18 protein-coding genes are annotated in these 20,060 nt (G+C 64.6%); 14 read left to right on the plus strand and 4 right to left on the minus strand.

All coding sequences use genetic code 11. The features are described 5' to 3' along the window. Positions 1–90 precede the first annotated feature (90 nt). The 3 genes from E4K65_RS19350 (at position 91) to E4K65_RS19360 (ending at position 4,263) form a co-directional block, all read left to right on the plus strand. The gene (locus E4K65_RS19350) at positions 91–1,317 is read left to right on the plus strand and encodes an ABC transporter substrate-binding protein (protein ID WP_135175520.1); all 1,227 of its coding nucleotides are present in this window, start codon (positions 91–93) and stop codon (positions 1,315–1,317) included. Between the two features lie 238 nt (positions 1,318–1,555). Then, complete coding sequence (locus E4K65_RS19355) at positions 1,556–2,785, plus strand: ABC transporter substrate-binding protein (RefSeq protein ID WP_025575793.1); 1,230 nt, start codon at positions 1,556–1,558, stop codon at positions 2,783–2,785. Between the two features lie 194 nt (positions 2,786–2,979). Next, a complete protein-coding gene (locus tag E4K65_RS19360; protein ID WP_135175521.1) occupies positions 2,980–4,263 on the plus strand; it encodes a glycerate kinase type-2 family protein in 1,284 nt (427 codons plus the stop codon). 227 nt (positions 4,264–4,490) lie between these two features. On the opposite strand, the gene E4K65_RS19365 is transcribed toward E4K65_RS19360, so the two are convergent. Then, complete coding sequence (locus E4K65_RS19365; RefSeq protein ID WP_135175522.1) at positions 4,491–5,030, minus strand: MarR family winged helix-turn-helix transcriptional regulator; 540 nt, start codon at positions 5,028–5,030, stop codon at positions 4,491–4,493. Between the two features lie 179 nt (positions 5,031–5,209). Here E4K65_RS19365 and E4K65_RS19370 point away from each other — a divergent pair, with 179 nt between their 5' ends. The 3 genes from E4K65_RS19370 to E4K65_RS19380 are packed head-to-tail and all read left to right on the plus strand — an operon-like array spanning position 5,210 to position 8,755. Further along, positions 5,210–6,250 carry a branched-chain amino acid ABC transporter permease gene (locus E4K65_RS19370; RefSeq protein WP_167770954.1) on the plus strand — a complete coding sequence of 347 codons (1,041 nt, stop codon included), beginning with the start codon at positions 5,210–5,212 and terminating at the stop codon, positions 6,248–6,250. Between the two features lie 7 nt (positions 6,251–6,257). After that, positions 6,258–8,027: a branched-chain amino acid ABC transporter ATP-binding protein/permease gene (locus E4K65_RS19375; RefSeq protein ID WP_135175523.1), complete on the plus strand. Its 1,770-nt coding sequence runs from the start codon at positions 6,258–6,260 to the stop codon at positions 8,025–8,027. Then, positions 8,024–8,755: an ABC transporter ATP-binding protein gene (locus E4K65_RS19380; RefSeq protein WP_135175524.1), complete on the plus strand. Its 732-nt coding sequence runs from the start codon at positions 8,024–8,026 to the stop codon at positions 8,753–8,755. The genes E4K65_RS19375 and E4K65_RS19380 overlap by 4 nt, the downstream gene beginning before the upstream one ends. A gap of 326 nt (positions 8,756–9,081) precedes the next feature. Here E4K65_RS19380 and E4K65_RS19385 read toward each other — a convergent pair whose 3' ends face one another. Beyond that, on the minus strand, positions 9,082–9,705 hold the full coding sequence (locus tag E4K65_RS19385; protein ID WP_135175525.1) for a pyridoxamine 5'-phosphate oxidase family protein: 624 nt from the start codon (positions 9,703–9,705) through the stop codon (positions 9,082–9,084). 123 nt (positions 9,706–9,828) lie between these two features. Between E4K65_RS19385 and E4K65_RS19390 the strand changes: the two genes are divergently transcribed. After that, on the plus strand, positions 9,829–10,713 hold the full coding sequence (locus E4K65_RS19390; protein ID WP_135175526.1) for a LysR family transcriptional regulator: 885 nt from the start codon (positions 9,829–9,831) through the stop codon (positions 10,711–10,713). A 137-nt stretch (positions 10,714–10,850) separates the two neighbouring features. Here the strand turns inward: E4K65_RS19390 and E4K65_RS19395 are convergent, their stop codons facing one another. Next, the gene (locus E4K65_RS19395) at positions 10,851–11,270 is read right to left on the minus strand and encodes a PaaI family thioesterase (RefSeq protein WP_135175527.1); all 420 of its coding nucleotides are present in this window, start codon (positions 11,268–11,270) and stop codon (positions 10,851–10,853) included. Between the two features lie 214 nt (positions 11,271–11,484). Then, positions 11,485–12,654: a 4-hydroxybenzoate 3-monooxygenase gene (gene pobA, locus E4K65_RS19400; RefSeq protein ID WP_135175528.1), complete on the minus strand. Its 1,170-nt coding sequence runs from the start codon at positions 12,652–12,654 to the stop codon at positions 11,485–11,487. Positions 12,655–12,914: 260 nt separating this feature from the next. On the opposite strand from pobA, the gene E4K65_RS19405 reads away from it, so the two are divergent. The 7 genes from E4K65_RS19405 to E4K65_RS19435 all read left to right on the plus strand — a co-directional run bounded on the left by E4K65_RS19405 (position 12,915) and on the right by E4K65_RS19435 (position 20,046). Next, entirely contained in the window at positions 12,915–13,931 is a 1,017-nt protein-coding gene (locus E4K65_RS19405) for a TRAP transporter substrate-binding protein (protein ID WP_135175529.1), read from the plus strand. A 231-nt stretch (positions 13,932–14,162) separates the two neighbouring features. Continuing rightward, complete coding sequence (locus E4K65_RS19410; protein ID WP_025575305.1) at positions 14,163–14,672, plus strand: TRAP transporter small permease; 510 nt, start codon at positions 14,163–14,165, stop codon at positions 14,670–14,672. A 2-nt stretch (positions 14,673–14,674) separates the two neighbouring features. After that, positions 14,675–15,994, plus strand: coding sequence for a TRAP transporter large permease (locus tag E4K65_RS19415; RefSeq protein ID WP_025575307.1), 1,320 nt, complete (start codon positions 14,675–14,677; stop codon positions 15,992–15,994). Positions 15,995–16,006: 12 nt separating this feature from the next. Then, positions 16,007–16,468, plus strand: a complete 462-nt coding sequence (locus E4K65_RS19420; protein WP_135175530.1) for a DUF3237 domain-containing protein — start codon at positions 16,007–16,009, stop codon at positions 16,466–16,468. Between the two features lie 79 nt (positions 16,469–16,547). Beyond that, positions 16,548–17,228 carry a DUF2270 domain-containing protein gene (locus E4K65_RS19425; RefSeq protein WP_135175531.1) on the plus strand — a complete coding sequence of 227 codons (681 nt, stop codon included), beginning with the start codon at positions 16,548–16,550 and terminating at the stop codon, positions 17,226–17,228. A gap of 128 nt (positions 17,229–17,356) precedes the next feature. Further along, a complete protein-coding gene (locus E4K65_RS19430; protein ID WP_025575312.1) occupies positions 17,357–18,166 on the plus strand; it encodes a crotonase/enoyl-CoA hydratase family protein in 810 nt (269 codons plus the stop codon). Further along, positions 18,163–20,046, plus strand: coding sequence for a feruloyl-CoA synthase (locus E4K65_RS19435; protein ID WP_135175532.1), 1,884 nt, complete (start codon positions 18,163–18,165; stop codon positions 20,044–20,046). The genes E4K65_RS19430 and E4K65_RS19435 overlap by 4 nt, the downstream gene beginning before the upstream one ends. Positions 20,047–20,060 lie beyond the last annotated feature (14 nt).

Raw genomic sequence — 20,060 nt, forward strand, 5'->3', positions numbered from 1 at the left:
GCCCCCGCGATCGCTCGCGGGGGCTTTTTGTTGACGTCGGGCGTCAATCTTGTTCAATGCGGCCCTGATCCAGCTCGGGGTAGGAGAACAATGACTGCCGGTCGTTTTCAGGTTGCGGCCCTTTCGGCTGCACTCGCGTTGTGCACTGCGATGACTGGCCCGGTGCTGGCGCAAAAGAAATACGACAGCGGCGCTTCCGATACCGAGATCAAGATCGGCAACATCATGCCCTATAGCGGGCCGGCCTCCGCCTATGCCGCGATCGGCAGGACCGAGGAAGCCTATTTCAACAAGATCAATGCCGAGGGCGGCGTCAACGGCCGCAAGATCAAGTTCATCTCCTACGACGACGGCTATTCGCCGCCGAAAACGGTGGAGCAGGCGCGCAAGCTGGTCGAGAGCGACGGGGTGCTGCTCATCTTCGGCTCGCTCGGCACCTCCACCAACGGCGCGATCCGCAAATACATGAACGAGAAGAAGGTGCCGCAATTGTTCGTGGCGAGCGGCGCCTCGAAATGGAACGATCCCAGGCAATATCCCTGGACCATGGGCTGGCAGCCGAGCTACGCGAGCGAGGCGCGCATCTATGCCAAGTACATCATGAAGGAGAAGCCGGACGCGAAGATCGGTGTGCTCTACCAGAACGACGATTTCGGCAAGGACTATCTGAAGGGGCTGAAGGCCGGCTTGAGGGCCAAGGCGTCGATGATCGTGATGGAAGAGGCCTACGACACCTCGGAGCCCGCGGTCGACGAGCACGTCGTGAAGCTGAAGGCCTCGGGCGCCGACGTCCTGATCAGCATCACCACGCCGAAATTCGCCGCGCAAGCGATCAAGAAGGCGGCCGAGATCAGCTGGCATCCGACCCACATCCTCTCCAACGTCTCGGCCTCGGTCGGCGGCGTGCTGGAGCCGGCGGGGCTCGAAATCTCGCAAGGCATCCTGTCGGCCAGCTACACCAAGGACGGCTCCGACCCGCAATGGAACGCCGATGAGGGCATGAAGAAGTTCTATGACTTCCTCGCGCACTACGATCCGAAGGCGAACAAGCTCGATACCGGCGTGGTGTTCGGATACGCCGCGGCCCAGACCATGGTGAAGGTGCTGCAGATGTGCGGCGACGACCTCACCCGCGAGAACGTCATGAAGCAGGCCGCCAGCCTGAAGGATTTCGCGCCGGACACGCTGCTGCCCGGTATCAGGATCAACACCGCACCGGACAATTTCGCCCCGATCGAACAGCTCCAGATGATGCGGTTCAAGGGCAGGAAATGGGAGCTGTTCGGCGACATCATCTCGAGCGAGATGGGCAACTGAATCAGCTCAACTCAAAATCGCTCTGTACGAATTAAGCAACTCAAGACAGCCGTGCTGTCTCGCACTCGCACACGAGACCGCGCCCGTCCTTGACTACTAAAGAAGCAGCCCCTGCGACGCCGTTGCAGGGGCTTTCTGTTGAAGGCACAGGACAAATCGTATTGAATTGCGGCCGCGTCGCCAAAAACAATCAAGACAAGAAACGGGGCGCACACACCAAGAAAATAGGGAGATAGGAATGCCCGCTGTCACCGGCAAACTTGCGGCCGCGTCACTGGCGCTTGCGCTCATTGCGGCCTCGGCCTCCACTGCATCGGCCCAGAAGAAATACGATACCGGCGCGACCGACACCGAGATCAAGATCGGCAACATCATGCCCTACAGCGGACCGGCCTCCGCCTACGGCATCATCGGGCGGACCGAAGCCGCCTATTTCAAGAAGATCAACGAAGAGGGCGGCATCAACGGCCGCAAGATCAACTATATCAGCTATGACGACGCCTATTCGCCGCCGAAGACGGTCGAGCAGGCGCGCAAGCTGGTCGAGAGCGACGAGGTCCTGTTCATCTTCAACTCGCTCGGCACGCCGCCGAACTCGGCGATCCAGAAATACATGAACTCGAAGAAGGTGCCGCAGCTGTTCGTCGCCACCGGCGCCACCAAGTGGAACGATCCGCAGAACTTCCCCTGGACGATGGGCTGGCAGCCCAACTACCAGAGCGAGACGCAGATCTATGCGAAGTGGCTCTTGAAGAACAAGCCGGATGCCAAGATCGCCGTGCTCTACCAGAACGACGATTACGGCAAGGACTATCTGAAGGGCCTGAAGGACGGCCTGGGCGCCAAGGCGGCCTCGATGATCGTGATCGAGGAGAGCTATGAGACCTCCGAGCCGACCATCGACAACCACATCGTCAAGCTGAAATCGACCGGCGCCGACGTGTTCATGAACATCACGACGCCGAAATTCGCCGCGCAGGCGATCAAGAAGAATTCCGAGATCGGCTGGAAGCCGCTGCACTTCCTCAACAACGTCTCGGCCTCCGTCGGCAGCGTGATGAAGCCCGCCGGCTTCGAGAACGGCCAGGACATCATCTCGGCCGACTATCTGAAGGACGTGTCGGATCCTGCGTGGAACAACGATCCCGGCATGAAGGAGTTTTTGGCATTCATGACCAAATACTTCCCCGAGGGCGACAAGCTCGATAAGGGCACCATCGTCGGCTATGCCGTGGCACAGACGCTGGTCCAGGTGCTGAAGCAGTGCGGCGACAATCTCACTCGCGAGAACGTCATGAAGCAGGCGGCGAACCTGAAGGACTTCCGCACCGAGGCGCTGCTGCCGGGCGTGAAGATCAACACCTCGCCGACCGATTTCGCACCGATCAGCCAGCTGCAGCTCGAGAAGTTCAAGGGCGAGAAGTGGGAGCTGTTCGGCGACGTGATCAGCGCCGACGTCGGCGGCTAGCCGCCAGCAGGATCCAAATATGCGAAAGCCCCCTGCGAGCCTCTCGCGGGGGGCTTTTTGCTGCACGGCGATTATGATCACGCGATTGCACAATCGAATGATGGTAAACCCTGCTTACGCTTTCGCGCATGATACGGTAGGCAGGTGAACGGCGAATTCGCCACCATCGCTTCAGTCTGCTCAAGGCCATCGTCATGACCGACCGACGTCCCCTGCTCCGCGCGCTCTACGACGCCGCCGTTGCCGCCGCGCATCCGAATACAATTCTGGCGCCGCATCTGCGGCCGGCCCCAAAAGGACGCGTGATCTGCCTCGCCGCCGGCAAGGGCGCCGGCGCGATGGCCGCGGCCGCCGAGCGGCATTATCTCGACGTGCTGAAGCTCGCGCCGGAGCGGCTGGTCGGCATCGCCACCACACGCCACGGCTACGGTGTGCCGACCCGCCGCATCCGCGTGGTCGAAGCCGGCCATCCCGTGCCCGATGAAGCCGGCCTCAAGGGCGCGGCCGACACGCTCGCGCTCGCGGGCGAGGCCGGGCCCGACGATCTGCTTCTGGTGCTGCTCACCGGCGGCGGATCGGCGAACTGGATCGCGCCGGTGGACGGCATCAGCTTTGTGCAGAAGCAGGCGGTCAACAGGGCGCTCTTGCGTTCGGGCGCGCCGATCGGCGAGATGAACGTCGTGCGCAAGCATCTGTCGCGGATCAAGGGCGGCCGGCTGGCGCGCGCCGGCAGCAACGCCGCCGAGATCGTGACGCTCGCGATCTCCGACGTACCGCATGACGATCCCTCCGCGATCGCCTCCGGCCCCACCGTGCCCGATCCGACCACGCTGGCCGATGCGCGCGCGATCGTGGCCAGGTACAAGCTCGATATCGACGATGCCGTGCGCCGCGCGCTCGACGATCCCAACAACGAGAGCTGCAAGCCTGATGATGCCGCCTTCGCGCGCGCGTCGTTCGAATTGATCGCGCGGCCCAAGCAGTCGCTCGACGCCGCGGTGAAGCTCGCGAAAGAGGCCGGCTACGAGACGATCGATCTCGGCGCCGATCTCGAAGGCGAGGCGCGCGAGGTCGCGGCCAGTCATGCCGAACTGGCGTTGCAGGCGCGCGCGCAGGGCAAGCGCATCGCGATCCTCTCCGGCGGCGAGCTTACGGTCACCGTGCGCGGCCAGGGGCGCGGCGGTCCGAACCAGGAATACGCGCTGGCTCTCGCCGCCCTGCTGAAGGACACGGCCGGCATCTCCGCGCTCGCGGGCGACACCGACGGCGCCGATGGTGGCGCCGGCCACCCCACCGACCCCGCAGGCGCGCTGATCGACGCGGCGACGTTTGCGAAGATGAAGGCGCTGGCGCTCCAGCCGCAGGCCTATCTCGACAACAACGACGCGACGGCGTTCTTCGAGGCGACCGGCGATCTGCTGATGCCCGGCCCGACGCTGACCAACGTGAACGATATCCGGGTGATCCTGGTGGATTGAGAGAGCGCGCTCCGCGCTCCGCGCTCCGCTGCGTTCCCTCCCCCCTTGCGGGGGAGGGCTAGGGAGAGGGGTGCCACACGACGCGCTCTCTCGATGGAGTGCGCACCAAGTGTCCACCGTTGTCGGCCGCGCGCTAGACGTCGCGTACCTTTTGCTGGGCTACCCCCCCTCCCCTGCCCTCCCCCGCAAGGGGGGAGGGAGCGGAGAGAGCGTGCGGTTAAGCCCCCTCAAAATTCGTTGGCGATCTTCGAGAGCATCTCGATCAGGGCTTCGCGATTGGCCTGGCCGAGCAGGTCGTTCAGCCGCGCCTCGTGCTTGGTGGCGACGAGCTTTTTCGCCCGCGTCAGCACGGCCTTGCCCTTGTCGGTCAGAACCAGGATATGCGAGCGGCGGTCGTTGGTGGAGCGGATCCGCGCGCAAAGGTCGCGGCTTTCGAGATTGTCGAGCAGGGCCACGAAATTCGGGCGCAGGATGCCGAGGGTGGAGGCGATCTCGGTCTGGTTACGCCCCGGGTTCTTCTCGACCAGCAGCAGCACCGAGAACTGCGCGGGCGTGAGCTGGAGCGAGGCCATGCAGCGCAGGAAGTTCTCGAACACCTTGAGCTGCGCCCGCTTCAGGACGTAGCCGAGCTGTTCGGAGAGCTCGCCGAGCTGGAGGGCTTCGGCTGCCCCCTGGGCCTCGGCCGCGTCCTTGCGGCCCTTGGCCGTGTCGGCAGGCTTTTCAGAGGACTTTTCGGCGGTTTTGTCAGCGGTTTTGGAAACGGTCATCGCCTCGTGCTCGTAATCCCGCTAAATTCGGGACGGGTCGCCCCGCCACCCTTGAAGTTATATTTGATAATTGTTATGGACCATATCAAATATAGTCAGCGCATTTCAATGGCTGTGAGCGGACCGTCCACCGCAATTGCGGAGACCGGTCCTTAATCTTTGAGGGGGAGCGTCCGGTCTTGAACACCACTATCATGCTGTTCCTGGTGCAGGACGGCATCACCAATGGCGCGATCTATGCGCTGCTCGGCCTCGCGCTGGTGCTGGTGTTCGCCGTTACCCGCGTCATTCTCATTCCCCAGGGCGAGTTCGTCACCTATGGCGCGCTGACCTATGCCTCGCTGGCCGCGGGCCAGATGCCGGGCACGGCAAAACTCGCGCTCGCCCTCGGCATCGGCGCCTTCGCCTTCGACCTGTTCGCGGCCCGCAAGGCGCTGCATGGCCGGCTGATCCTGCGCAGCGTCCTCACCAATATCGTGCTGCCCGGCATCGTGCTGGCGCTGACCGTCTACTTCGCCGCCCAGAAGCCGCCGGTGGCGATCTGCATCGTGCTGTCGCTGGTGATCGTGGCGATGATTGGCCTCTATCTCTACCGCGTCGCGTTCCAGCCGCTGGCGCACACCTCCGTGCTGGTGCTGCTGATCGCGTCGGTGGGCGTTCACCTCGCGCTGCAGGGACTGGGCCTCCTGTTCTTCGGCGCCGAAGGCCAGCGCGGACCTGCCGTGCTGTCCGGCTCTTTCACCGCCGGCGCGCTGCGCTTCACCGGCCAGAGCATCACCGTCTACGGCATCACCATCGCCTTCATCGTCGGGCTCTGGCTGTTCTTCGGCCTGACGCTCTACGGCAAGGCGCTGCGCGCGACCGCCGTGAACCGGTTAGGGGCGCGGCTGGCCGGCATCCGCACCACGCTGTCCGGGCAGATCGCCTTCCTGCTGGCGTCCGTCATCGGCGCGCTGTCGGGCATCATGATCGTGCCGATCACGACGCTCTATTACGACAGCGGCTTCCTGATCGGGCTGAAGGGTTTCGTCGCCGCGATCATCGGCGGCCTCGTCAGCTACCCCCTCACCGCCGTCGCGGCGCTGTTCGTCGGCATCGTCGAGGCGTTCTCGTCCTTCTACGCCTCCAACTACAAGGAAGTGATCGTCTTCATGCTGCTGATCCCCGTGCTGCTGCTGCGCTCGCTCGCCGCGCCCGCGGTCGAGGAAGAGAAGGACTGACGCCAAGATGCAGAGCCGGCTTCCCATCCTCCTCTTCGCGCTTGTCATGGCGGCGATCCCGTTTGTCCCTGGCATGCCTCCGTTCTGGATCGTACTGCTCGACAATATCGGCCTTGCCGCCCTGGTCGCGATGGGCCTCGTGCTGCTGACCGGCGTCGGCGGCCTCACCTCGTTCGGCCAAGCCGCCTTCGTCGGCTTCGGCGCCTACACCACCGCGGTGCTGTCGACGAGCTACGGCCTGTCGCCCTGGCTGACGCTGCCGTTGTCGCTCGTGGTCAGCGGATCGCTGGCGGTGCTGCTTGGCCTCGTCACCGTCCGCCTCTCCGGCCACTATCTGCCGCTCGGCACGCTCGCCTGGGGGCTCGGCCTGTTCTATCTCTTCAGCAAGCTAGAGTTTTTGGGCCGCAACGACGGCATCTCGGCGATCCCGCCGCTGTCGATCGGCGCGTACAAGATGCTCTCGCCCGGCTCGATCTATTACGCGATCTGGGTCGCCGTGATCCTCTCGGCCCTGCTCACGATGAACCTGCTGGACTCCCGCACCGGCCGCGCCATCCGTGCGCTGCGGCGCGGCCATGTCGCCGCCGAGGCGTTCGGCGTGCACACGCCGCGGGCAAAGCTGCTGGTGTTCATCCATGCCGCGGTGCTGGCCGGCCTCTCCGGCTGGCTCTACGCGCACCTCCAGCGCGCGGTGAACCCGACACCATTCGGCGCGCAGGCCGGCATCGAATATCTCTTCATCGCGGTGGTCGGCGGCGCCGGCTATGTCTGGGGCGGCGTGCTGGGCGCGGCGATCGTCGTGGTCCTTAAGGAGGTGCTGCAAAGCTATCTGCCGCTGCTCCTTCCGGGTTCCGGCCAGGTCGAGACCATCGTGTTCGGCATCATGCTGGTGGCATTGCTCCAGCTCGCGCCAGGCGGCGTCTGGCCCTGGCTGATGTCGTTCCTGCCCGAGCGCACCGGTGGCAGGAAGCCGGACACCTCGCTGAAACTGGAGCAGCGCACCCGCGCGCCCGGCGAGGCCAGCGTCCTGCTCCAGGTCGAGAAGGCGCGCAAGCAATTCGGCGGCGTGATCGCGGTCAACAACGTCTCCTTCGACGTCCAGGCCCGCGAGATCGTCGCGCTGATCGGGCCGAACGGCGCCGGCAAGAGCACGACGTTCAACCTGATCACCGGCGTGCTGTCGGCGACATCAGGCTCGATCTCGGTGCTCGGCAAGAAGCTCGACAACGCGCCGCCGCAGGAGATCGTCAAGCTCGGCATCTCCCGCACCTTCCAGCACGTGAAGCTGGTCCCCGACATGACCGTGCTGGAGAACGTCGCGATCGGCGCGCATCTGCGCGGCCATTCGGGCCCGATCGCCTCGATGCTGCGGCTCGACCGCGCCGATGAGGCAAAGCTTCTGGCGGAAGCCGCCCGTCAGATCGAGCGCGTCGGCCTCGCCGACCAGATGCACCAGCTCGCAGGTTCGCTCTCGCTCGGCCAGCAGCGCATCGTCGAGATCGCGCGCGCGCTCTGCGTCGATCCGATGCTGCTGCTGCTCGACGAGCCCGCCGCGGGCCTCCGCCACATGGAGAAGCAACAGCTTGCCAGGCTGCTGCGCGACTTGCGCGACGGCGGCATGAGCGTGCTGCTAGTCGAGCACGACATGGGCTTTGTCATGAACCTCGCCGACCGCATCGTCGTGCTCGATTTCGGCACCAAGATCGCGGAGGGCACGCCCGCCACGATCAAGACCAATCCCGAAGTGATCAAGGCCTATCTCGGAGTGGCGGCATGAGCGCGCTGTTGTCCGTCACCGACGCGCATGTCGCCTATGGCAAGGTCGAGGCCGTGCGCTCGGTCTCGCTCGAGGTCGGGGCGAACCAGATCGTCACCATCGTCGGCGCCAACGGCGCCGGCAAGACCACGCTGCTGTCCGCCATCATGGGCATTTTGCCGCTGAAGGGCCGCGTTGTCTTTGCCGGCCAGGATCTCGCGCGGCTCGACATCGAGGACCGCGTCGCCATGGGCCTCGGCCTCGTCCCGGAGCACCGCGAATTGTTCGTGACCATGAATGTCGAGGACAATCTCGAGCTCGGGGCCTTCCGCATCGAGCGGGGCAAGGCGAAAGCCTCGATGGAGCGGGTCTACACGCTGTTCCCGCGGCTGAAGGAGCGGCGCAAGCAGCTCGCCGGCACGCTCTCCGGCGGCGAGCAGCAGATGCTCGCGATGGGCCGCGCGCTGATGGGCGAGCCGAAGCTCCTGATGCTGGACGAACCGAGCCTCGGCCTCGCGCCGATCATCGTCGCCGACATTTTCCGCATCGTCACCGAGCTGCGCGCCAGCGGCGTCTCGGTGCTGCTGGTCGAGCAGAACGCGCAGGCCGCGCTCAAGATCGCGGACCAGGCCTATGTGATGGAGCTCGGCGAGTTCGTGCTCAGCGGCAAGGCCAGCGACATCGCCGCGAACGAACGCGTTGCGGCAAGCTATCTCGGCTTCCAGCACGAAGGCGCGAGCGTGTTGTAGGTCTCTCCTCTCCCTCTCCCCGTTCTTACGGGGCCGCGACGAGTTTCGCTCGCGCTGAGAGGGTTGGGGTGATGGGCCGCATCCGCGAATACGATGAGAGTCGGACTCACAACCCTTCCTCCTCGTCATTGCGAGCGTAGCGAAGCAATCCAGAATCATTCCGCGGAGACACTCTGGATTGCTTCGCTGCGCTCGCAATGACGGTGTGGACGGAGCAGGTGCTATATCGACCAGATCGATTCGCGGAGAGTCCCCCTCACCCGGAATCCGCGCTGCGCGCGAATTCCGGCCTCTCCCCGCAAGCGGGGAGAGGCGAAGACCGTCGCCTAGCCCGCCACCTTCTCACCCTTCAACGCCGCCACCTCCGCTTCCAGCTCGGCGATCCGCTGATCCCTCGCCGCCAGCGCGGCCGCGACATCGGCCGCGTCGAATTTCTGCGGAATGTGCTGCGGGCAGTTGGTGTCCCAGGCCGCGATCTTGAACAGGATCACCTGCTCGGGCCGCGCGCGGTATCCCCTGGGCATCAGCGACGTCGTCAGCGCATCGTCGTCCTCGACGACGCGCGCCTCGCCCCAGATCTTCACCCGGCGGCGATGGGCGTAATCCATCACGAAGATGTAGGCCTTGGGATTTTCGGACAGGTTGCCTTGCGTGATGTATTGCCGGTTGCCGGCATAGTCCGTGAAAGCCAGCGTCTGCTTGTCCAGCACCTTCAAAAAGCCCTTCGGGCCGCCGCGGTGCTGGATGTAAGGCTGGCCGTCCGCCGAGGCGGTGGCGAAATAGAGGCTGTTGGCTTCAGCGAGGAACGTTGCGAGGTTCTCGTCGACCTCGGTGCGCCAGCCGCGCTGCTCGGCCTGCGCATAGCCTTCGCGTGATCCCTTTCGGGTCTGGATCGATTTCACCGCCGGCGTGAACGCCACATCGCTGGCGTAGGTGTGAGTTGCCGTCATCGGAAGTTCTCCTGGAATTCCGGCGCAAATCTGCGTCTTTCGACCGCTAAGGTGGCAACCTTCGGCTTCTAAAACAATCAGCCGGCTTGACACTTCATCATTGCAGTTTATGCAATAATGTCCATGGACCGCCTGGACGCCATGCACGTCTTCGTCACCGTCGCCGACCTGCGCGGCTTTGCGCCGGCGGCGCGCAAGCTGCGCCTGTCGCCCTCGGCGGTGACGCGGCTGATCGCGGCGCTGGAAGAGCATCTCGGCGCCCGGCTGTTGCAGCGAACCACGCGGCAGGTGAGATTGACCGACGTCGGCACGCGCTACCTGGAACGCGCCCGGCGCATCCTCGCCGACGTCGAGGAGGCTGACGGCTCGGCGCGGGAGGAGCGCAACCGGCCGAGCGGGCGGCTGGTGGTGTCGGCGCCGGTCGGCTTCGGCCGGCTGCATGTCGGGCCGGTCATGACCGCCTATCTCAAACGCTATCCCGAGGTTGCCGGCGAATTGCGGCTGTCCGACAATCTCGTCAATCTCGTGGAAGACGCCGTCGACGTGGCGGTGCGGATCGGCCATCTCGCCGATTCCACGCTGGTGGCCCGCCAGGTCGGCGAGATGCGGCGGATCGTGGTGGCCGCGCCGAGCTATCTGAAGCGCCATGGCGAGCCGAAGACGCCGGAAGCGCTCGCCTCGCACCAGACCATCCAGTTCGGCCCGGCGACCGAATGGCGTTTCCCGCATGACGGCCGCGACATCGAGGTGACGCCGTCTCCCCGCTTCATCAGCAACAGTGCGGACGCAGCGCTGCAATATGCCGAGGCCGGCGGTGGCGTGACGCGGGTGCTGGCGTATCAGGCCGCCGAGGGGCTGAAGCGCGGACGGCTGAAAATCGTGCTGGCGAAATACGAGCAGCCGGCACTGCCGATCCATGTCGTCTATCCGACCTCGCGCCTGCTCTCGGCCAAGGTGCGCGCTTTCATCGATCTCGTGGGGGAGACGGCGGAGTGGCGGTTCGGGTGAGCGCTCGCGTCCCGGACGCGCCGCGAAGCGGCGCAGAGCCGGGACCCAGAAGCCAGAGAGTCATTTGCGGATGGATGGGCTCCGGCTCTGCAGCGCACCGCTGAAGACGCGCTACGCTGCGTCCGGGGCACGAGACATCACCCCTTCTTCGGCACCACACGAAACGTCCCGCTGGCGCGCGCGATCACGGTGTCGTCGGCCTTGACCAGGCTCTGCGCGAAACAGATCGTGCTGCCGGTCTTGATCGCCTCGCCCTCGACCGCGAGCCATTGGCCGATCTCGGCGGCCCCGACGAAGTCGACCGACAATGAGATCGTCACGAAGGACGTCGTCCAGCCGGTTGCCTGTGCGCAGCTGTAACCCATGGCGGCATCGGCGAGCGCCGCGATCAGCCCGCCATGGATCAACCCGCGCGCGTTGGTGTGCGGCTTGACCAGCCGCAGGCCGATGATCACGGCCTTGTCGGTTTTCTTCGAATAGAGCGGCTCCCAGGGATCGGTGAGCGGGGCTTTGCGGAAATGCGGCTCGAAGCCGGCGGGAATGTCGGTGGCGGTCATGGCTGTCTCGCGTTGCTGGTTGGCGCCATTGAACGCGATGTCGATGACGGTTTCACCGCCTACAAAGTTTTAAACGGAATTTGCGCGGGTGTTTGAAATGGCCTCCTCTGTCATTGCGAGGAGCTCTTGCGACGAAGCAATCCAGACTGCCTCCTCGGAAGGACTCTGGATTGCTTCGCTACGCTCGCAATGACGATGTGGCAACAGCGTGCCTCTAAAACGGCAGCCCCACATAATTCTCCGACAGCGAGGTCATCGCGGCCTGCGAGTGCGTGACGTAGTCGAGCTCGGCGAGCTGGATCCGGGCGCCGATGCTGCCGGTGTCGGGGAATTTGTGCAGCATCGAGGTCATCCACCAGGAGAAGCGCACGGCTTTCCAGACGCGCGCGAGCGCCTTGGCGGAATAGGCGTCGATGCCGGCGCTGGACTTCTCGTCGTAGAATTCGCGCAGCGCGCTCGACAGATAATGTGCGTCGCTGGCCGCCAGGTTCAATCCCTTGGCCCCGGTCGGCGGCACGATGTGGGCGGCATCGCCGCACAGGAACATCCTGCCGAAGCGCATCGGCTCCGCGACGAAGCTGCGCAACGGAGCGATGCTCTTCTCGATCGAGGGACCGGTGACGAGGCGGTCAGCCGCCTCCTGGTCGAGCCGGCGCTTCAATTCGTCCCAGAAGCGGTCGTCCGGCCATTGGTCGACGTGGTCGTCCAGCGAGCACTGCACGTAGTGGCGGCTGCGCTTCATCGAGCGCATGGTGCAGAGCGCAAAGCCGCGGGCGTGGTTGGAGTAGATCAGCTCGTGGCTGACCGGCGGCGTCTCGGAGAGGATGCCGAGCCAGCCGAACGGATAGACCCGCTCGAACTCCTCGATCGCCGAGGCCGGGACGCTGGCGCGGCTGACGCCGTGGAAACCATCGCAACCGGCGATGAAATCGCAATCCAGCGTGTGGGTGACGCCGTCCTTGACCCAGGTCACGCGCGGGCGACTGCCATCGAAGTCGTGCGGCTGCACGTCCCTGGCCTCGTAGACCGTAGTGAGGCCGGCCGCCTTGCGCGCGTTCATCAGGTCGAGCGTCACCTCGGTCTGGCCGTAGATCATGACCGTCTTGCCGGTCGCCGCCTTCATGTCGATGCGATGACGGCGGCCGGAAAAGGCGAGCTCGACGCCCTCATGCACCAGGCCTTCGGCATGCGCCCGCGCACCGGCGCCGACCTGGTCGAGCAGCGCGACAGTTCCCTCCTCCAGGAGACCGGCGCGGATGCGGCCGAGCACGTAGTCCGGGCTCTGCCGCTCCAGGATGACGTTGTCGACGCCATAATGGTGCAGCAGTTGCCCAAGCAACAATCCGGCCGGCCCGGCCCCGATGATTGCGACTTTTGTCCGCAATACTTGCTCCTCCCGATCCTGTAGGTTTTCGCCGCCGCTCGCTTGTCGCGTCGGTCCGCGCAAGATAATTATATCATATAATCGTTGGGCAAAGGGGAGTGCGCCGGAGCAGCGACAGATCCATGCAACATGGCTGACGTAGATGACGCGGCGGCACGCCACGCCAGTTCCGGCTTGAACGCGCCGGCAAATTAGATAACATGTTAAATAACGAGACCGGGCCATCGAAGCCCGCCGTCGAAAACAGGGAGAGACGTGTGATGAGGAAAGCCTGTCTGGCTTTGTTGCTCGCAGCAAGCGTGACGCCCGCGTTGGCGCAGGACAAGACCTTCGATTTGAAGATCTCGCACTGGGTGCCCGCTTCGCATCCCCTCCAGAAATCGCTGGAAGACTGGGCGGCCGCGGTCAAGAAGGATTCCGGCGGCACCATCAAGGGCAAGGTGTTTCCGGCCCAGCAGCTCGGCAAGGCGTTCGATCATTACGACATGGCGCGCGACGGCATCGCCGACGTCACCTATGTCAATCCAGGCTACCAACCCGGCCGCTTCCCGATCGTCGGCGCCGGCGAATTGCCGTTCCTGATCTCGGATGCCAAGGGCGGCTCGATGGGGCTGGACGCCTGGTATCGCAAATATGCCGAGAAGGAGATGAAGGACGTCAAATACTGCCTCGCCTTCGTCCACTCACCCTCGTCCTTCCACTCCCGCACCAAGAAGATCGTGACGCCGGAGGACGTGAAGGGTCTGAAGATTCGCCCGGCGCACGCCACCATGGCGAACTTCGTCACCTCGCTCGGCGGCACCAATGTGCAGTCCTCCGCGCCCGAAGTGCGTGACATCATCGAGCGCGGCGTCGCCGACGGCGTCACCTTCCCCTGGGGCTCACTGGTGCTGTTCGGCATAGACAAGGTGACCAAGTACGACATGGAGGCGCCGCTCTACACCACGACCTTCGTCTTCGTGATCAACAAGGACAAGTACAACGCCATGTCCGACAAGCAGAAGGCCGCGATCGACAAGAACTGCTCGGTCGAGATGGCGGGCGTGGTCGGCGAGCACTGGGGCAAGTTCGAGGATGCCGGCATCGACAAGGTCAAGGCGGAATCCAATCATGAAGTCTACAAGCTGACCCCCGAGCAGGCCGCCGCCTGGAAGAAGGCCGCCGAGCCGCTGGTCAAGACCTGGTCCGAGGGCGCGAAAAAAGCCGGCGCCGATCCGGACACAGCACTCGCGGACCTGAAGGCCTCGCTGAAGAAGTACAACGCGCTGGCGGAGTGACGCCAAGCTGCGGCCGCGGCCGGCTCTCTTCTTCCCCCTCCGTTCTTACGGGGAGAGGGTCGGGGTGAGGGGCCGCTTCCGCAAAAGTTGGTGACAGCTGGACTCGCGGAGAATCCCCCTCACCCGGAATCCGTGCTTGCGCGCGCATTCCGGCCTCTCCCGGCAAGCGGGGAGAGGCGAACGACCGCCTTCTGAGCCGAGAGCGAGAATGAGATCACGTAGGACACACCCATGAAGCGCGCCTGGATGGATCGCTTTATCGACACGATCGAATGGATCGCGGCCGGCTTCGTCGGCCTCGTTGCGCTCGACATCTTCCTGTCGGTGCTGCTGCGCAACACGCTGAACTATTCGATCCCCGACAGTTTCGATATCGGCCGCATGCTGCTCGGCATCCTGATCTTCTGGGGCATCGCCGCGACCTCCTATCGCGGCACCCACATCACGGTCGACCTGGTCTGGGGCAATGTCGGGCCGCGCTACCAGCGCTGGATCGACGTGTTCGCGACCCTGGTGCTGCTGTTCGTCGTCACCGTGCAGACCTGGACCTTGTTCGACAAGGTGCGCGGCACCTACAACGACAACGTCCAGACCTTCGACATGCACATGCCGACCTGGCCGTTCTTCGCGGTCGCCTGGATCGGCGACGTCTCGGCCGTGCTGCTGATCGCGATCCGCACCTACCGGCTGATCTTCCATCCCGAAGAAATGCACGATCCCAAGCTGAAGGCGACGGAGTAATCATGAGCACCGATGCCGTCGCCGTAATCGGCTTCGTTTCCCTGTTTGCGCTGATGCTGCTGCGCGTGCCCGTCGGCATGGCCATGGGCCTCGTCGGCGTCTCCGGCTTCTCCTATCTGGTCGGCGCCACGCCGGCGCTGAAGCTGGTCGGCCAGACCTCGATGCGCACGGTCACCGACTACACGTTCGGCGTCATTCCGATGTTCCTGCTGATGGGCTCCTTCGTCAGCAATTCCGGCATGAGCCGCGAGCTGTTCCGCGCCGCCAACGGCTTTGTCGGGCATTTGCGCGGCGGGCTCGGCATCGCCACCGTCGGCGCCTGCGGCGGCTTTGCCGCGATCTGCGGCTCCTCGGTCGCAACCGCCGCGACCTTCTCCGCCGTCGCCTACCCCGAGATGCGCCGCTTCGGCTATCCGCAGTCGTTCGCTACCGGCGTGATCGCGGCCGGCGGCACGCTCGGCGCGATGCTGCCGCCCTCCACCGTGCTGGCGGTCTACGGTATCATCACCGAGCAGGACATCGGAAAGCTCTTCATCGCCGGCATCATTCCGGGCCTGCTGGCGATGACCATGTACATGATCACGATCGCCCTGATCGGATACTTCCGGCCGGACTTCCTGCCCAAGGGCAAGGTGCTGCCGTGGCGCGAGCGCTTTGCCGGGCTGAAGGAGATCTGGGCGCCGGTCCTGCTGTTCGTCTTCGTCATCGGCGGCCTCTACGGCCTGCCCTTCCTGCCGCGCTTCACGCCGACGGAAGCCGGCGGCGTCGGCGCCACCGGTGCCTTCATCATCGGCGTGCTGACCGGCCGGCTCGACCGCGAGAAGATTCTGGCCTCGCTGCTCCAGGCGACGCGGACCGCGGCCGCCGTGTTCACCGTGCTGATCGGCGCGCTGATCTTCGGCTATTTCCTCACGGTGACGCAGACCCCGCAGAAGGTGACTGAATTCCTCACCGGCCTCGGCCTCGGCCCCTACGGCGTGCTGGCGCTGATCATGGTGATGTATCTCGTGCTCGGCTGCCTGATGGACGCCATGGCGATGATCATCCTGACCGTGCCGATCATCTTCCCCGTCATCATGCATCTCGGATTCGACCCGATCTGGTTCGGCGTCATCATCGTGATGACGGTCGAACTCGGCCTGATCCATCCGCCGGTCGGCATGAACGTCTTTGTCATCAAGAGCGTGGTGAAGGACGTCTCCTTCTCCACCATCTTCAAGGGCGTAATCCCGTTCGTGGCGACGGATCTGGTGCGGCTGGTGATCCTGATCGCCTTCCCGCTGCTGGCGACGTGGCTGCCGACGCGGATGATGGCGCATTGACGAGGTGAAGCGATGACCACGCCGACGTTAGAGACGAAGTACGCCTTCACCATCACCGCGCGCATCGGCGACGTCGTCACCGCCGGCGAGACCGGCATCGGCGTGCGCCGCATCATCCCGATCGTCGGCGGCGAGGTGAAGGGCGCTGTCAACGGCAAGGTTCTGCCCTTCGGCGCCGACTTCCAGACCATCCGCCCCAACGAGCTGATCGACCTTGAAGCGAAATACGCCTTCGAGACCGGCGACGGCGCCGTCGTCTATGTCGAGAACAAGGGCATGCGCTTCGGCCCGGTCGAGCTGTTGCAGAAGCTCAAGCGCGGCGAGGCAGTCGACCCGAAACTGATCTATTTCCGCACCGTGCCGAGATTCGAGACCGGGCATGAAAACTATCGCTGGCTGATGCAGCACATCTTCGTCGCGTCAGCCGCGCGGCATGCGGACCGCGTGGTGATCGACGTCCACCAGGTGATGTGAGGAATCTGTCTATGCCCGGGGGCGGACCTGGTTCAGGATGTGATCTGCGCAAAGTTGTGCAGACCACGGGAGTCCCACCATGTCTCTTATGGCTTCCAGCGAACCAAGCCCCCAACATACCTTCGATTCCGCCGAAATGGGCGCCATCGCCCATCTCTACCGCGGCGAGGTCTATCGCTCGACGATCTGGCGAACGCGGCTCGACAACACGACCAATTGGTCGATCGTCACGATGGGCATCGCGCTATCGACGACCTTTTCGAGCCCGGAGGCTTCGCCTCTGCCACTCGTACTCGTCGGACTGCTCCTTGCCGTGTTCCTCGGGATGGAGGCGCGGCGTTATCGCTATTTCAATGTCTGGCGTGCCCGGGCTCGTTGGCTGGAGAAGAATTTCTATGCGCCAATTTTCACCGGTGAAGCGCACGACGACAGCTGGAAGGCTATCCTGGCGCGCGACTACACTGCACCCCGCCACCACATTTCGTTTGTCCGCGCCGCAGGACGGCGGTTGCGTCGCAACTACGTCTGGATTCTCGCCATCCAGGCGACCGCCTATTACGGCAAGATTGCCATCCATCCGACGCCTGCAGCGACCTTGACGGAACTTATCGATCGCGCCGCCGTCGGACCGATTCCCGGCTGGGTCGTTCTGATCGTGGGCTTTGCCTACAATTTCGGGTGGCTGGCGTTTGCACTCGGCACGATGTGGCTCGACCAACGTGAGCACGGGACCAAGGGCGACCAAGTGGCGATGGGCTGACGACAGCGAGCGGTTACCCGTTCCCGGGGAGGCGAGGCGAGCGTAGCTGCCCCGCCGCCTAGGAGGGCTCCCCTCCTTGACTCCTCCCAAATTCGTTATACAACATAACTATTCTGATAAGGACGCAAATGACACAGGGAAACGCCGAGACCGCTGACGCGGGCGCCTCCGGGCTTTTGAGGATCGAGCGGGCGGACCGGGTTCTGACCGTGGGTCTGAACCGGCCGGCCAAGCGCAATGCGCTGAACGACGGCATCATCCTGGAAATCGGCGAGTGCTTTGCGTCCCTGCCCGAGGACATCGGCGCGGTCGTCATCCACGGCATCGGCGATCATTTCTCCTCCGGCCTCGACCTGTCCGAACTCCAGGATCATGACGCGACCGGCGGGCTGCTGCATTCGCAGATGTGGCACCGGGTATTCGACCGCATCCAGTACAGCCGCGTGCCGGTCATTGCGGCGCTGAAGGGCGCCGTGATCGGCGGCGGGCTGGAGCTCGCCTGCGCCGCCCATATCCGCGTCGCCGAGCCCTCGACCTATTTCGCGCTGCCGGAGGGGCAGCGCGGCATCTTCGTCGGCGGCGGCGGCTCGGTGCGGCTGCCGCGGTTGATCGGCGTTGCCAGGATGATGGACATGATGCTGACCGGCCGCGTCTATAGCGCGACCGAAGGCGCCTCCTACGGCTTTGCGCAATATGTGACGGAGGCCGGCAACGGGCTCGGCAAGGCGCTGGAGCTTGCAACCAAGGTCGCCTCCAACGCGCCGCTGACGAACTTCGCCGTGCTCCAGGCGCTACCGATGATCGCGGAGGCCAATCCGCAGGCCGGCCTGTTGATGGAATCGCTAATGGCGACGGTGGCGCAGAGCGACAAAGAGGCAAAACGCAGGATCCGCGAATTCCTCGAACACAAGACCGCCAAGGTGAAGCCAAAGTCATGAGTGCACAGCCGTCCTCTTCCAGCACGGAGCGCGGCGCAAGCACTTTCCCGCTGCGACCCATTTCGTTCGGCGATCCCGTCGTCAACATCGAACGGCGCGAGGACGGGACGATCTACCTGCGGCCAAAGCAGCCGCTCGGCGACTATCCCGTCCGCATCACCGACCGCCTGCATCATTGGGCGGCGACGACGCCGGACCGCGTCTTCATGGCGGAGCGCGAAGGCGGCCGCGGCTGGCGCAAGATCACCTATGCCGAGCTGCTCACCGCGAGCCGGCACATCGCCTCCGGGCTGATCCAGCGCGGCCTGTCGGCGGAGCGGCCGGTGGTCATCCTCTCCGGCAATTCGATCGACCATGCGCTATTGGCTTTCGGCGCGTTCTATGCCGGCGTTCCGTTCTGCCCGGTGTCGCCGGCCTATTCGCTGGTGTCGAAGGATTACGGCAAGCTGTCCTATCTGATGAAGCTCTTGACGCCCGGCCTCGTCTTCGCCGAGGACGCCGACAAGTTCGCGGATGCGCTCGCCGCCAATGTTTCGCTCGGCACCGAGATCGCCGCGTCCTGGGGCACCGTGCCGGGCCGCGACGTCACCCTGCTCGCCGACCTCATGGCGACGCCGATCCGCGGCGATCTCGACCAGGTCCACGGCAAGATCGGCCCCGACACGATCGCGAAATTCCTGCTGACGTCGGGCTCTACCGGCAATCCCAAGGCCGTCATCAACACCCAGCGCATGATCTGCGCCAACCAGGTGATGCTGCGCGAGACGCTCGCCTTCCTCAAGGACGAGCCGCCCGTCATCATCGACTGGCTGCCCTGGAACCACACCTTCGGCGGCAACCACAATATCGGGCTGACGCTCTACAATGGCGGCTCGATGTATCTGGACGCCGGCAAGCCGATGCCGGGCGGCATCGAGGAGACGGTGCGCAATCTCCAGGAGATTTCGCCGACCGTCTATTTCAACGTGCCCAAGGGCTACGAGTCCCTGCTGCCATACCTGCGCGACGACCAGGGCCTGCGCGCAAAATTCTTCGACCGGCTGCATGCGATGTTCTTTTCGGGCGCGGCGCTGTCGCCGTTCGTCTGGAACAGCCTCGACGAGCTCGCGGTGAAGGAAAAAGGCTATCGCGTGCCGATGCTGACCGGCCTTGGAGCCACCGAGACCGCGCCGTTCTTCATGTCGGTCAATCCGCGCACCAGCCGCTCCGGCCATGTCGGGTTGCCGGTCTCAGGCAATGACGCCAAGCTGGTGCCGAACAACGGCAAGCTCGAGGTCCGCGCCAAGGGGCCGAACGTGATGCCCGGCTACTGGCGCCAGGCGGACATCACCGCAAAATCCTTCGACGAGGAAGGATTTTACATGATGGGCGATGCGCTCAAGCCCGCCGATCCCGATGATCTCAACGCCGGCTTCGATTTCGACGGCCGCGTCAGCGAGGATTTCAAGCTCGGCAGCGGCACCTGGGTCAGCGTCGGCCCCTTGCGCGCGCGCTTCGTCGCGGCCTGCGCACCGCTGGTGCGCGACGTCGTCATTGCCGGCATCAACCGCGACGAGGTCTCCGCGCTGGTCGTGCTCGACCTCGACGGCTGCCGGCTGATCAACCCGACGCTGCCGGCCGACGATCTCGTCGTCGCGACGCGCGACCGGCTGGTGCGCGAGGCCTTTCGCGAGCGCCTGACCCGTTTCCTCGGCTCGGCCACCGGCTCCTCGACTCGGATCACGCGCGCGATCCTGATGGACACGCCGCTCTCGATCGACAAGGGCGAGGTCACCGACAAGGGCTCGATCAACCAGCGCGCGGTGCTGGAGCATCGCGGCGCCCTAATCGAGGAGCTCTATGCTGCCAATCCGTCGGACCGTGTGATATCGGTCGGCTAAGAAACCATCGCTAC

It is taken from the genome of Bradyrhizobium niftali (assembly GCF_004571025.1).
Taxonomy (GTDB): Bacteria; Pseudomonadota; Alphaproteobacteria; order Rhizobiales; family Xanthobacteraceae; genus Bradyrhizobium; species Bradyrhizobium niftali.

Excerpts from the sequence above, each read along its gene's own strand:
- E4K65_RS19375 (WP_135175523.1), top strand. The coding sequence starts at position 6,258 with ATGCAGAGCCGGCTTCCCATCCTCCTCTTCGCGCTTGTCATGGCGGCG.
- E4K65_RS19410 (WP_025575305.1), top strand. The coding sequence starts at position 14,163 with ATGAAGCGCGCCTGGATGGATCGCTTTATCGACACGATCGAATGGATC.
- E4K65_RS19350 (WP_135175520.1), top strand. The coding sequence starts at position 91 with ATGACTGCCGGTCGTTTTCAGGTTGCGGCCCTTTCGGCTGCACTCGCG.
- E4K65_RS19360 (WP_135175521.1), top strand. The coding sequence starts at position 2,980 with ATGACCGACCGACGTCCCCTGCTCCGCGCGCTCTACGACGCCGCCGTT.
- E4K65_RS19405 (WP_135175529.1), top strand. The coding sequence starts at position 12,915 with ATGAGGAAAGCCTGTCTGGCTTTGTTGCTCGCAGCAAGCGTGACGCCC.
- E4K65_RS19420 (WP_135175530.1), top strand. The coding sequence starts at position 16,007 with ATGACCACGCCGACGTTAGAGACGAAGTACGCCTTCACCATCACCGCG.
- E4K65_RS19415 (WP_025575307.1), top strand. The coding sequence starts at position 14,675 with ATGAGCACCGATGCCGTCGCCGTAATCGGCTTCGTTTCCCTGTTTGCG.
- E4K65_RS19435 (WP_135175532.1), top strand. The coding sequence starts at position 18,163 with ATGAGTGCACAGCCGTCCTCTTCCAGCACGGAGCGCGGCGCAAGCACT.
- E4K65_RS19390 (WP_135175526.1), top strand. The coding sequence starts at position 9,829 with ATGGACCGCCTGGACGCCATGCACGTCTTCGTCACCGTCGCCGACCTG.
- E4K65_RS19430 (WP_025575312.1), top strand. The coding sequence starts at position 17,357 with ATGACACAGGGAAACGCCGAGACCGCTGACGCGGGCGCCTCCGGGCTT.
- E4K65_RS19365 (WP_135175522.1), bottom strand. The coding sequence starts at position 5,030 with ATGACCGTTTCCAAAACCGCTGACAAAACCGCCGAAAAGTCCTCTGAA.
- E4K65_RS19425 (WP_135175531.1), top strand. The coding sequence starts at position 16,548 with ATGTCTCTTATGGCTTCCAGCGAACCAAGCCCCCAACATACCTTCGAT.
- E4K65_RS19385 (WP_135175525.1), bottom strand. The coding sequence starts at position 9,705 with ATGACGGCAACTCACACCTACGCCAGCGATGTGGCGTTCACGCCGGCG.
- E4K65_RS19380 (WP_135175524.1), top strand. The coding sequence starts at position 8,024 with ATGAGCGCGCTGTTGTCCGTCACCGACGCGCATGTCGCCTATGGCAAG.
- E4K65_RS19355 (WP_025575793.1), top strand. The coding sequence starts at position 1,556 with ATGCCCGCTGTCACCGGCAAACTTGCGGCCGCGTCACTGGCGCTTGCG.
- E4K65_RS19395 (WP_135175527.1), bottom strand. The coding sequence starts at position 11,270 with ATGACCGCCACCGACATTCCCGCCGGCTTCGAGCCGCATTTCCGCAAA.